11 protein-coding genes are annotated in these 12,965 nt (G+C 46.5%); 7 read left to right on the top strand and 4 right to left on the bottom strand.

The features are described from left to right. Nucleotides 1-105 precede the first annotated feature (105 nt). The 6 genes from FIM25_RS10755 (at nucleotide 106) to FIM25_RS10730 (ending at nucleotide 7,927) form a co-directional block, all read left to right on the top strand. Nucleotides 106-3,081: a TrlF family AAA-like ATPase gene (locus FIM25_RS10755; protein ID WP_139449128.1), complete on the top strand. Its 2,976-nt coding sequence runs from the start codon at nucleotides 106-108 to the stop codon at nucleotides 3,079-3,081. A 203-nt stretch (nucleotides 3,082-3,284) separates the two neighbouring features. Beyond that, nucleotides 3,285-4,205 (top strand): restriction endonuclease, encoded by a 921-nt coding sequence (locus FIM25_RS10750; RefSeq protein ID WP_139449126.1) that lies wholly within the window; start codon nucleotides 3,285-3,287, stop codon nucleotides 4,203-4,205. Between the two features lie 47 nt (nucleotides 4,206-4,252). After that, complete coding sequence (locus FIM25_RS10745) at nucleotides 4,253-5,116, top strand: hypothetical protein (RefSeq protein ID WP_139449124.1); 864 nt, start codon at nucleotides 4,253-4,255, stop codon at nucleotides 5,114-5,116. 133 nt (nucleotides 5,117-5,249) lie between these two features. Further along, the gene (locus FIM25_RS10740; protein ID WP_139449122.1) at nucleotides 5,250-5,675 is read left to right on the top strand and encodes a hypothetical protein; all 426 of its coding nucleotides are present in this window, start codon (nucleotides 5,250-5,252) and stop codon (nucleotides 5,673-5,675) included. Nucleotides 5,676-6,361: 686 nt separating this feature from the next. Continuing rightward, nucleotides 6,362-7,129, top strand: a complete 768-nt coding sequence (locus FIM25_RS10735; RefSeq protein ID WP_218961384.1) for an IS1 family transposase — start codon at nucleotides 6,362-6,364, stop codon at nucleotides 7,127-7,129. Between the two features lie 48 nt (nucleotides 7,130-7,177). Next, nucleotides 7,178-7,927, top strand: a complete 750-nt coding sequence (locus FIM25_RS10730; RefSeq protein ID WP_139449118.1) for an MBL fold metallo-hydrolase — start codon at nucleotides 7,178-7,180, stop codon at nucleotides 7,925-7,927. Between the two features lie 58 nt (nucleotides 7,928-7,985). Here FIM25_RS10730 and FIM25_RS10725 read toward each other — a convergent pair whose 3' ends face one another. Together FIM25_RS10725 and FIM25_RS10720 are read right to left on the bottom strand one after the other, a co-directional pair. Continuing rightward, complete coding sequence (locus FIM25_RS10725) at nucleotides 7,986-8,465, bottom strand: GNAT family N-acetyltransferase (RefSeq protein WP_218961383.1); 480 nt, start codon at nucleotides 8,463-8,465, stop codon at nucleotides 7,986-7,988. 174 nt (nucleotides 8,466-8,639) lie between these two features. Then, on the bottom strand, nucleotides 8,640-9,260 hold the full coding sequence (locus tag FIM25_RS10720) for a hypothetical protein (protein ID WP_139449116.1): 621 nt from the start codon (nucleotides 9,258-9,260) through the stop codon (nucleotides 8,640-8,642). Nucleotides 9,261-9,676: 416 nt separating this feature from the next. On the opposite strand from FIM25_RS10720, the gene FIM25_RS10715 reads away from it, so the two are divergent. Continuing rightward, nucleotides 9,677-11,278 carry a sensor domain-containing diguanylate cyclase gene (locus tag FIM25_RS10715; RefSeq protein WP_139449114.1) on the top strand — a complete coding sequence of 534 codons (1,602 nt, stop codon included), beginning with the start codon at nucleotides 9,677-9,679 and terminating at the stop codon, nucleotides 11,276-11,278. 116 nt (nucleotides 11,279-11,394) lie between these two features. Here FIM25_RS10715 and FIM25_RS10710 read toward each other — a convergent pair whose 3' ends face one another. Together FIM25_RS10710 and FIM25_RS10705 are read right to left on the bottom strand one after the other, a co-directional pair. Further along, nucleotides 11,395-12,276, bottom strand: coding sequence for a YitT family protein (locus FIM25_RS10710; RefSeq protein ID WP_139449112.1), 882 nt, complete (start codon nucleotides 12,274-12,276; stop codon nucleotides 11,395-11,397). A gap of 37 nt (nucleotides 12,277-12,313) precedes the next feature. Continuing rightward, a complete protein-coding gene (locus FIM25_RS10705) occupies nucleotides 12,314-12,889 on the bottom strand; it encodes a hypothetical protein (RefSeq protein ID WP_139449110.1) in 576 nt (191 codons plus the stop codon). Between the last annotated feature and the right edge of the window lie 76 nt (nucleotides 12,890-12,965).

Here is a 12,965-nt window from a genome sequence, read left to right as displayed (position 1 = left end):
CAAAGAGATCTGAAGGTTATACGGATCAGCACAATAACTTGTTAGGCCTTTCCTATTGAATCGGGTCGTGGCGACCTAAACAAGAATGATAATTTGGAGATGTAAGTGATCAATCGCGGTTCTGAATGGCATAGATGGGAGCCGCATATCCATGCGCCCGGCACTATCCTCAACAATCAGTTCGGTGTATCCGACCCCTGGAGCTCATACCTCTCGACGCTCGAAGCCTTGACGCCGAGGGTCGAGGCGGTCGCGGTCACTGACTACTACGTTACCGACACATATGAGGAATTCCTTCAGCATAAGAGCGCAGGCCGATTGCCCGATGTGTCTTTAATCTTCCCTAACATCGAACTGCGCCTCGATGTGGCGGCTAAAACGGGCTTCGTAAACATCCATTTGCTGGTCAGCCCTGAAGACCCTGAGCACCTCTCAGAAGTGAAACGCATTCTCAAGCGTCTTCAGTTCCATGCTTTTGGCGACCGTTTCGACTGCACGCGCGAGGAACTGATAAAGCTGGGCAAACATTCAGACGCGACCATCACTGATGACGGCGCCGCGCTTCGACACGGCGCCACACAGTTCAAAGTCAACTTCGATCAATTACGAAAGGTTGTCGCCGAAAGCGAATGGGCGAAGAGGAATATTTTGATCGCTGTTGCTGGCGGTTCCGGTGACGGCACTTCCGGCGTCCGTCAGGCCGCAGACGCGACCGTGCGCCAGGAGATAGAGAAATTCGCCCACATCATCTTCTCCAGCAGTGTCGCACAGCGTGAATTCTGGATCGGCCAACGGAGCGTCAGCGTCGAAGAGCTGCGCTCGCGCTATGACGGGTGTAAACCGTGTCTCCATGGAAGTGACTCCCACGACCAAGCGTCCGTTGGGCAGCCAGTCGACAATCGCTTCTCGTGGATCAAGGGTGCACTGACATTTGATGCCCTACGACAGGCCTGCATCGATCCGGAAGGCCGGGCCTATGTTGGTGAGAAACCGCCACGTTCGGCCATGCCGTCGCAAATCATCTCGCATGTACACATTGAAGACGCAGATTGGGCGGCCACGCCCGATATTCCTCTCAATCCCGGCCTAGTCGCCATCATAGGCGCGCGGGGATCGGGCAAGACGGCACTGGCCGATGTGATTGCCGCCGGTTGCGATGCAATAACTCCAGCTGGTTGGGAGGCTGACGAGAACGTCAGCCCATCGTTCCTTGCTCGCGCACGCAAACTCATCGGGGACTCCTCCACGACACTGACTTGGGGCGGCGGCGCGACGGAGACACGTGCACTTGATGGTCGTGACGCAAACGGCCATATGTCGTTCCCTCGTGCGAGATATCTCTCTCAGCAATTCGTCGAGGAGCTGTGTTCGGCCAAAGGTGTCTCAGATGGTCTCGTCGATGAGATTGAGCGCGTTATCTTCGATTCCCACTCACAGGACGACCGCGAGTGGGCGATTGACTTCACTGAGCTCCGCGAGCAACGGACCGCCCGCTTCCAGCAAGCGCGCGAGCGTGAGGTGGAGGCGATCGCCGACATCTCCGAGGGTATTGCTACCGAGCTCGAGAAAGAGAGCCTCGTGGCCAGCCTGAGCAATCAGGTTGAGCAAAAGAAGAAGCTGATCGCTGGCTATACCGCTGATCAGGCTAAGCTGGTGGTCAAGGGTACTGAAGCGCAGGTCGCAAGGCACACCCAGCTCAGCGAGGCGGCACAGACGCTAAGGACCAAGATACAAGCCTACAACAATCAGCGTCGAACCTTCGTCGCACTGCAGGACGAGGTTCGCAGTATGCGCGCCACCGGCGCGCCTGAAATGCTCCGTCAGATCCAGGCGCGGCACAACAACAGTGGCCTCAATACCGATCAATGGGACGAGTTCCTGCTGATCTACAAGGGAGATGTCGACAAGAGCCTCACTGCCTACACTGCATGGGCCGACGGAGAGGTTCGCAAGCTCAACGGTGTTCCGCCACCGCCCGGCGATCCAAATGTTGCCCTGATTGCCGATGACGCAGATCTCGCGATGCTTCAGCTTGCGCTGATCGAAGCAGAGATGGCACGACTCGAGGCGCTATTCGGCGCGGACAAACTAGTTCGTGAGCAATACGCTGCGCTTACAAAGCGGATTGCTCAAGAAAATTCGGCGCTTCAGACCTTGGAAGCACGGCTTACTGACGCCAAGGGCGCGGCAGCACGGCGGAAGGACCTGCAGGCCGAACGCGACGACACCTATGGCCGCGTGTTCGAGGCCATCATAAACGAGCAAAACGCGCTGGCTGACCTGTACGCACCGCTGATGGCGCGCCTTTCCGCGTCATCGGGCACGCTCAAGAAACTCAGCTTTTCAGTCCGCAGGATTGCCGACGTCCAGACTTGGGGCGCGTTTGCCGAAGAGGAACTCCTCGACCGGCGAAAGGCGGGCCCTTTTTACGGGCGCGGCTCGTTGATCGCAGCCGCGACGGACGCTCTTAAACCTGCATGGGAAACCGGCTCTGCCGCCGAGGTTCAGGCTGCCATGACGGCCTTTATGGGAAAATACCTGAAAGACCTCTTATCGCACGCGCCATTTTCCCCAACGCAGCAAACTGAATTCCGCGCGTGGTCGAAGCGGTTCGCACACTGGCTTTTCGGAACCGAACATATCGCCGTCCGCTACGAGATTTCCTACGACGGTGTCGACATCCGCAAGTTGTCACCAGGCACGCGTGGGATCGTCCTGTTGCTGCTCTACCTCGCGCTCGACGACTCTGACGACCGACCGTTGATTATCGACCAGCCCGAGGAAAATCTCGATCCAAAGTCGGTCTTCGACGAGCTGGTGGCGCTGTTCATCGCGGCGAAGGAGAAACGCCAGGTGATCATGGTGACGCACAACGCCAATCTCGTGATCAATACCGACGCGGATCAGATCATCGTCGCCGAAGCTGGTCCGCATCTCTCAGGTGGTCTGCCGCCGATCAGCTATGTAGCGGGTGGGCTAGAGGACGCTACGATCCGCAAGGTGGTTTGTGACATCCTTGAAGGTGGCGAAGCTGCTTTCAGGGAGCGAGCGAGGCGGCTTCGCGTTCGTCTTGATCGATAGGTTGGACTATGATGGCAATTTCGTCCGCGTCGTTACACCAGCATGGCGATTCTTGGGGAGGGCATGCTGAACGAGTCAGCTTACAGTGCCGGCCTAACAATCGGCTGCACAGCGACCGATTTTTCGCCGCGTCACGGCTCCAAACCGGCGCGTGAGCCGGGCGTTCTGCTTTAATCGTACCAATTTGCAAAAATAGGAAAAATATGCCAATTCCAGACTATCAAACATTGATGCTTCCGGTTCTAAAATTAGCTGGAGATAAATTGGAGCATAAGTTTACTCAGGCAGTCGAAGAACTTGCTGACCAATTCGATCTTTCTCAAGAAGAAAGAAATGAACTTCTCCCAAGTGGTAGTCAAGCCGTTTTTAACAATCGTGTTGGATGGGCAAGATCATACCTAAAACAGGCCGGATTACTTGAATCCCGCAAAAGGGGCTTCTTCACAATATCCCCAAAAGGCATTGAATTACTTAAAACGAATCCAAAGAAAATTGATACATCTGTTCTTGAACAATATCCTGAATTTATTGAGTTCAAAAACAGGAAAAAAGATAAAACAGAAGGCGACACATCATCAGATACAACTGTCGAAGAGTCTTCCATGCAAACACCAGAAGATGCTTTGGCATCCGCTTATAAAAAACTTAGATCTGCAATTGAGTCTGAGGTGTTAAGTTCCGTTAAAGAAGCCTCACCTTCATTTTTTGAACGTGTAGTTGTCGATCTCTTGGTTACTATGGGGTACGGTGGTAACAGGCAAGACGCAGGAAAAGCTCTTGGTAAGAGTGGTGATGGTGGAATTGATGGAATAATCAATGAAGATCGTCTCGGTTTAGATGTTATATATATTCAAGCCAAGCGTTGGGAAGGAACAGTTGGCAGGCCAGAAATACAAAAATTTGCTGGTGCTTTACAAGGCCAACGTGCAAGAAAGGGTGTATTTATTACAACCTCATCTTTTTCCAAGGAAGCTCTTGAATATGTTTCATTGATAGAATCAAAAATAATACTTATTGATGGTGAGCGCCTATCAAAACTTATGGTTGAACATAATGTAGGTGTTTCAACTGTTGGTCAATATGAAGTAAAAAAGCTTGATTCTGATTATTTTGATAATGAATGAGCAGAACAGCCGGATACCCCGCCCCGTTATGCGTACAAGGAGTACCAATGCAGCTAAGTTCAGATTTTTTTGGTGACTGGTTAAATATCCTCAAAGATATTCTTCAGAATCACTGGGGATACGATATTTCTGGCGTCTCGGAAGATGAGTTGCCTTATGTGTACTTTAACGCTGAAAAACGTAGGCCCGATCAAAGAATAAGAAGCGTTGAAGTTTCTGATGTTTTTACGTGCCCGGCAGACCTTCAGGCTGGCTGGGAACGCTTGATGGCCGTAGTTGAATCTGGTGGAGATGTCACTCCAAATTTGAGCAAGTTAGTCGGCAGGCTAAATAATAAAGATTCGTTGTTAAATGACTGGAGTGTTCACCATTTTCATTTGGGCGAGGCGCTTAACGGAAATTTCATTGAAAGAACCGGGCCTCTACTCTTTGCTCTTGTTACTAAAGATAAATTTTATGCAACCAATGTATTTAATCACGATGCTTGGGCTGATCAAAATATAGTTGAGATAATACATAGGAACTGGCCTGATGTTGTCAGTCAGCATCAAATCAAGAATGTTATATCCGCTACTGAAATATCAGAGAATGAAAGACTAACTTTAAGAGCAAAGAATGCGAATAGCTTTTTTACGGTATCGGATGGAACGGTATACGCACCTATTGGTGGTGGCGTTGTAGGTTCCGGATACAACGTCCAAGCAATTATAAGTACAGACCGACAACGATCAATGCTAAAAAGTCTAGAGGAGCATCTTCAATCACAATTAATAAACCTGAAAGATACTTTATGTCAGCACGGTTATTCGGGAGAGGGATGTATAAAAGCAACTCTCGAAATAACTGACAGTAAATATTTGGCGATTTTTCCAGATTACAATGTTGCGGTGACACTTATTGATAATGCATAACAAATTGCTGCACTCGGAAAAATTACTCGCTGCGCTCCCAATTTTCCGGTGAGCAAAGCGATGACGCGGACGCTTCGCGCCGCGCCATCGGGGCGGCGTATACCATCCGCATGCTGCCCCGTTAAGGGGTTAAATGAAATATATTACAATCCTTATATTTTTATTAATTTCGAGTTCAGCGCAAGCAAGCGACTGGTACATAGGGGAATGGAAGGTGATCGACGCTAAATTTCCTGGCATATGTGCGATGAGTATGGAAGAAGCAAAAGTTTGGTTTGGTTCCGCCGCTACATACACAAAAGAAAAAGTAATATTCCGTAATGAATTATGTGAAAATCCTGTTTTTAAAATCGAATCTAAAACTGAAGACAAATTTTTCTCATCATATAAAGCTACATTTGATGAATTGAGTATTGAAGGCGAGGTTGTGGAAATACTACAGGTAAGTTGCCCATCTAATTGGGTTGCAACTGGTTCCACAATAATAAAAACAAACGAAAATTTTGCTTATACACTATGGGATGGTGTATTTTTCAAAATTGACAAAATAGCCCCTTAACAAGGCTTTTACAGCGGAGCGCAAAAAGCCGCACCGCTGAAAAGCAATTAGCTTTCTGACAAAGTGTAAATCCAATCCGTAATGCTTTCATTACTTTAAATCAATTTCAAGGAATGACTATGGTCAAGAATGAATATTTTTAAGACCTTTAGAAAATGCTTTCTTGGTAGCAAATAAAATTGCATTAACAAAAAAACTTTCTTCCATAAAGACCGCCAGTTAACACTCGCAAGTTCTGACCACGGATAAAATACTCGCCCCACTAGCAATTTACCGGCGAGCAAAAGCGCTGGAAATATTCCAAACTGGTATTTTTTATAAGAAATATTGCAAAGGCACTGGTTCAGTTGAATGGGATTCTTTGAAACAATTGACAAAAAGGACGGAGTGGTTCATTGAACATACTTTTTTATCAACCCATTCAATTATGGAGACTATCTCATCATGGAACTTTTCATGATCGCTTGTCCTTCTTGTCAGTGCTGTGAAATAAAAAGCATACCGCTTATAAAACCACCTACGGCGACGGGCGAACTATTTATTGCTGCACCAGCTGTGGTCGGTACTTTTCCCAGACTTGTAACACTTTCCTTGCTGGCATCAAAAAACCTCTGAGCGTTATAGTTCAAGTGATTAAGGCCAGGACCGAAGGACTTGGATTCAATGCCACATGCAGAACCTTTGATGTGGCAAAGAACACCCTTCTCAATTGGGAGGCTCGCTTCACTGGAATCAAACAGACGTTGCTTCTTTATGCCCTGCTTCATGTCTACCTCAAACTCATCATCGAAGGCGATGAGGTCTATACAAAAGTCAAAAAGAATGCTCCCCCGGGTGAATCACTGGGCTGGACTGTTGTACTAATGGACAGGTCCAGTCGTTTTCTTTGGGAACTCAGATGCGGTAGGAAAGACAGCAAGCTCTTCAAGAAAGCCTTAGGGACATTGGAACAACTCATTAATCAAACGCAGGACCTGTCCTTGATTACGGATGGTGAGCGAAGATATGGTAATGTCTTGTTCGAAATTTGCCATGGGCTGATCCGGAACGGCAAAAAGGGACGTCCCCGTAAAACTCTCAAGAAAGGAGTAAAGGTCAGGGTAAAGAACAAAGGCTCGCAATCACATAAAAGAGGACCCAAACGATCCAAATATCAAACACCTCATCCTGAGCATCCAACCACTGAACAGGATATTAAAGACGGAGACATCCATGCCAACCACTGCGAAGCTTTCAATAGCTCGCTTCGCCGGAGAAATTCTACATTTCGAAGAAGATCTAATACATACGCAAAAAATGAAACGAGTCTTCAAAGAACGCTTGATGTCTATTGGGTGGTGCATAATTTTCTACGTGCTCATTTCACTACGAAACAGGTTCCAGCCGTTGCTTTTGGAATTATCGACAAAGATCTTTCATGGGAAGAACTTTTGGCAATTCCCATGGCTGCTTAATCCGACTATCCCATTCAACTGAACCAGTGCCATTGCAAAGGGAATCAAATGAATAATTGGTTTACAATTGATCAAATTGACAAAGAAACTCATATCATAAGCGAATACCGCCACTGGGAAGAAACGCATTGTTATCTCCTGAATGGTTCTGAACGTAGCCTGCTGATTGATACCGGGCTTGGAATCAGCAACATCTATGATGAAGTCATAAAGCTGACTGACAATCCGGTCATAGCTGTCGCTACCCACATCCACTGGGATCATATTGGCGGTCATGAATTTTTTCCAGATTTCTATGCTCATGGCGCTGAACTTAACTGGCTTAACGGAGAATTCCCTCTGTCAATGGAACAGATCAAAGATATGGTCGTTGACCGTTGTGACCTGCCGGAAGGATTTGATGTAAATAAATATGTGTTCTTTCAAGGCAACCCGACAAGAATACTGAAGGATGAAGATACAATTAATCTTGGAGACCGTATTATTCAAATAGTACACACGCCGGGACATATGTGTTTTTGGGAAAAGGAGCGTGGTTATCTTTTTACCGGTGATTTGGTTTATAAAGACACGCTATTTGCCTACTTTCCATCCACTGATCCAGAGTCCTACCTCAATTCCCTTGAAAGATTATCGAGGCTTCCGGTGAAAAATGTATTTCCTGCACATCACACTCTGGATATTCAGCCTGAAATTCTAGGCAGAATGCGTGATGCCTTTCGAAAATTAAAGGCTGATGGTAAATTACATCATGGCAGCGGGACATATGACTACGGCGACTGGTCTATATGGCTATAAAACTAAATTTCCATATAGGGATAGGGACACCCAATGCTGAGCTGACTCCCACACCATCTTACATAAGGTTTGCAGAATCAAACCGTTGTCTTATAACACGGCCCCAATAGGCATCATTATAGAAATCTTCCTGAAATTTTCCTTTGGTAAAGCCGCCAATGGCCTTGCGCCAGAATGCGGTTGCATGCTCAGCACCGCTGATCTGCTTTACTTCCCATCTGCCCCTGTACATACGGAAAAGACGACTGACGAACTCCCTGCCCATACCCTGTTTCCTGCATACGGGAACAATATAAAACTCACATATCTCATAAGCATTTCCCTCTGCCGCAACATTTACAGCGGCAAAACCCAGGGGGACTTCCCCATCATAGAGAAGATAACCGACCACATTCCCCTCTATACGGGTATCCAGTTCAAACAGGCCATTTTTATCCGGCTTTTTATTCGTTATGGAAGAAAATTCTCCCTCATAACTCTGACAAAGATTCATATAAACATTTAAATTTGAATCACTTACCCTCACAACATCCATCATTACCCATCCTTACCATACTATAAAATCCTGCCATTATCTCAATGGGTTACTTATAAGCAAACAGACCTTACAACAGGCTGCAAAAGAGTCCTCGGTCCAATGAAGCCTACCATACTGATCCACCCACTGGCTACAGGACGGCGGATCAGTATGTTTTTTAACTGTCTGTCTTTACTATGGAAGACTGGTGAGTTTTCTGTAGTCAATGGCATTGGCATAAACCAGCATATCTTCTCTGGCCACATGACTGCCTTCTATGGTGATAAGAAAGCGCTGGGCAACGGTAATGTTGATTTCACCGGATTTATTCTGGGTATCATACCGGACCACAGCCTGCTGCCCCTTGATACGCTCCAACTTGCCCCCGTCACTGCCCATAAACATAGGATTGGACATCATGACCATCATTCCCTGAAGCATGGGGGAATCCGCAGCTATTTTCACCTGAATCCGTGGAAAGTCGTATTCCTCATCCTGACCGGTTTTTTTGGTATAAACAGCGCTGGCACCAATGCCGCCTCCAAACATGGAACTGCTTACAGCCTGAGATTCCACCCCTTCACGATTCCATCCGGTCTGAGCAAGAGGAAGAAAAGCTTCCAGTGCACCTGCTTTTTTCTGAGAAATCAGCTGGGTGGCATAGTTCAGACTGGAAACGGCTTCCGTATAGTTGCCTGACTTGTAAAGCTCCATAGCCTCACTGATGCTGTCGGTAACATCATCTGCAATGCATATGGATGAAAAAACCAAGGTGAGACAGAATACCGCCGTACGCAAACATCCTGACTGTTTCATGACCTTCTCCTCAAATGAGTAAGCTACTGTTCGCCCAGCCGATTCCTGGTACACGGCATATCAAAAAAAGGAAATCCTGTATGAAATACGCCAGATTATTTTGTTTGGCAATGGGGATAATCTCTCAAGCCAGCGGCAAAATGACAGCCTTCAATATTCTTAGATAATTCTTCGAATCATACCTGTCACTTCACAGGAAAGGTCAGAATTCTGTAATACATTTTTTGATCCAATGGGATCACATGCCAGCAAATTAAACCAACGTCTGTTTGAGATTCTCATGGCCATGCCATGGGGCAGTATCCTCACCAGGACAGCTTCCAAATCTCCGGAATTCCTTTCATAAAAGAAAAAAACATGGCATTATATAACGATATACCGAGTCAGGATGGATACCCAAAACACAGGAGCTGAACATGTATCAACGCATGCTGAAAATTTTCATTGTGGCTCAGGAGCCGCAACTTGAAAACCTCCTGAAAGATATTAATCCGTTGGAACGGTTTTCACATCAGATCATCTGCCAGCCCCATCCCGATGTATCTTTATTGAAGGACTGTTCCATTATCATCCTTGATTCCTTCACCAGTGACAGCGACTTCATAAAAAAGACACATGCTGTAAAAAACAAAGATGCCTTGCTGATTGCCTGTTTCACCATGGAAAACCTCAGCACACTGGCAGAAGTTCACAATCTTCTGGATCAGGTCTGGATCAGACCCTTTGAAGAGGAAAAAATACGTGCTTCCTTCATAAAAATCCTCATACGCATCAAAGAAAACGAAGATGCGGCCCTCACCCAGAGATACCTTGATACTCTTATCGACAGCCTGCCTGACATGATCTGGTTTAAAGATGCAGAGGGTTCCCATCTTAAAGTCAACAACAGCTTCTGCAGGGCAGTGAACAAAACAAAGGAACAGATTCAGGACCGTGGCCATTACTACATCTGGGACATAGAACCCGAAGAGTACGCCCAGGGTGAATATGTATGCCTGGAATCCGAAGAAATTGTCCTTAATAAAAAAGAAACCTGTCTTTTTGATGAAACCGTAAAATGCCAGGATGAGCTGCGTAAGTTCAAAACTTACAAATCACCCATTTTTGACAAAGATGGAGAGGTTCTCGGCACGGTAGGCTTAGCCCGTGACATTACAGATCTGCAGAACCTTAAGATTGAATTGAAAATTCTGATGGAGAGCCTGCCCTTTGCTGTCATGGTGGCCGACAGGGACAGAAAGATTACCCTTATCAATCAAAAATTTATGGGTCTATTTTCATTAGAGCAAAGTGATCTGGAAGGAAGGAGGATAGATTCATTCATCGATGAAAGCCGTAAATTCACACGAAGCAAAAAATGGATAATTGAACAGGAAGAAGAAAACACGCTGCTGCTTTCACAGGATGCGGTCCTCAAAATTCATAATGAACCGCTTCTGGATATTTTTGGTATCCCGGCAGGCTACATCTACCTTTTTATTGATATCACCCTTGAACACAGCCATAAAAACCGGCTTCTCATAGATGCCAACACGGATCATCTTACCGGACTGAACAACAGGCGCAGTCTTCAGGACTTTATGAGAAAAACACCCTGTCAGCGAAGCACGGCACTCTTACTCGCAGATCTGGATAACTTCAAGGAAGTTAACGATAACTTTGGGCACGATGAAGGGGATAGAATACTGATTGCCTTCTCAACCCTGCTTCAGAAGATTTTTCCCTCAGACAATCTGTTCCGTCTAGGCGGAGATGAATTTGCCATCATTCTTCCAGATACAAAAAAAGCAGAAACAGCAAAGCAGTACGCAGAAAAACTCGTGGCAGGTTTTGAAGAAACCATTGTGCTTCATTTTCCCCATGCAGAAGTTTCTGTAAGCGTAGGTCTTGCCATAGATGTGGATGACAGCCAAAATTTCGGTGAATTATTCAAAAGGGCGGATATTGCCCTCTATGACGCTAAAAACTCAGGTAAAAGTGCCTGGAGATTCTGGGAACGGCATAATCATAGCATCTGAACCTCCCCATGGCTAAAGCCAGGGGCTTTACGGCGACTTTTGGTAATTTCCACCAAAGAAAGCCGGACCGGCTTTCTCCCATGAAGCTGAAAGCCATCGACAACAAACCCTCCTGCTTAACCAATGGGCGCAATATAATAACCCTTTGATATACCTTCTATGTTTTCAAAATAGTAGAAACACCTGGCATCAGCTTCTTCCACCGCCGCAAGAAACTGGGGCAACTCTTCATGGGTGATTATGGTCCGTACCATCCAGAATGTTTCACCCGTATATCCTCCTATACCCTGCTGCATCGTATAAGTCCGATGACTGGATGTTGCCTTAATTGCTGCACCTACGGCATCCTTCTGATGGGTAATAACCGATAGCATGGTCAGCTGAAACTTCCGGTAGAGATTGTTCAGGGTAGTTGTGGAAACAAAAATATAAATACAGGTATACATAAGGGTATTGATGACGGAAGCCAGTTCCCCATATTTAAGAAAATCCATGAAAAGCCCGAAAGCCGTAGATGTCATGGCCGCAAAAATAGCTATATATCCTACTGGCTTCAGATATTTCATGGCAAAATAAGCGGCAGGAATATCTTCATCCCCTGTGGAGCCACGCCTCTTAAACGCCATGGCCTTTGCCACACCGGCAAGAAGCCCTCCAAAAATTACCAGAATAATACGCTCGCTCTGGGGCTCAGGATCGGCAACCTCTAACTCCGGCATAAGTGCAAGGAAACAAACCACCGTTAGAACCACAATCAAAGTGCGCATGGCAAAGGTCCGGCTCACCTTAAAGAAGGCAAAAATCAGCAAAAATGACTGAAAAACAAGGTAGAGAATAATGAAAAGCCAGTAACTGTCAAAATAATAGGAAAGGGCAGAAGCAATACCTTCGCTGCCCGTGAGAATAACCTGGGAAGGAAGAACAAAATATTTCAGTGCAACAGCATAAAGAATACCTGCAAAAAAAATCATTCCATAATCCGTAAGACAGGACTTCATCAGAAAAACATCCTTTCAAAAAACCGCATAAATACAGCTAAAAATCCCACCGGATACCCCCGACAAGGGTATCCAGCCCTCCCTTATCCGCCAGCATGCCATATCCTTTGGATCGATGATGCAGGCGTACCGTGAACATCCATGGTGCCTCCAGCGGACCTGCTGTCAGCTCCATAAACCAGTGAAAAAGAACCGGCTGGCTGTCCTCGCGGGTTTCCACTTCCAGAGGAGGCGTATCACTGGACCATGAAGGTCCCACACCAAAGGCGGCAGTACTACGGAACTCATGACTCCAGGGCATGCGATGGCGGCGAACTACCACCGGCAAGTTGCTTTCCCAGTGATTCTGTATTCCCCAGTGACGGACAATCTGCCCTTCCACTTCAAAGGAAAGATGCCAGTCCGGTATGCGGGCAAAGGTATAGGACAGCGCAAGTGCTGCAATCCTTGAGTCTGCAAAATCAAGGTCAAAGGGAGAAATAAAAAATTCTTCCCAGACATTTCTTGTACTCTGACCACCAAAAACCGTAAGGGAAAGATCCTTTGCCTTTACCATATCCGGCCAGCATATCAGAAGTATCCAGAAACCAAAGAGATATCCTGTTTTTTTCATATCAGCCACCTTTCTCCTGAAAAAGTCTCACCTCCGAAGGATGATATGGGTAAAAATCTAAAATATAACAAAAGAT

Source organism: Desulfobotulus mexicanus (genome assembly GCF_006175995.1).
Lineage (GTDB): Bacteria > Desulfobacterota > Desulfobacteria > Desulfobacterales > ASO4-4 > Desulfobotulus > Desulfobotulus mexicanus.
This window is presented reverse-complemented; position numbering and strand designations above follow the sequence as displayed.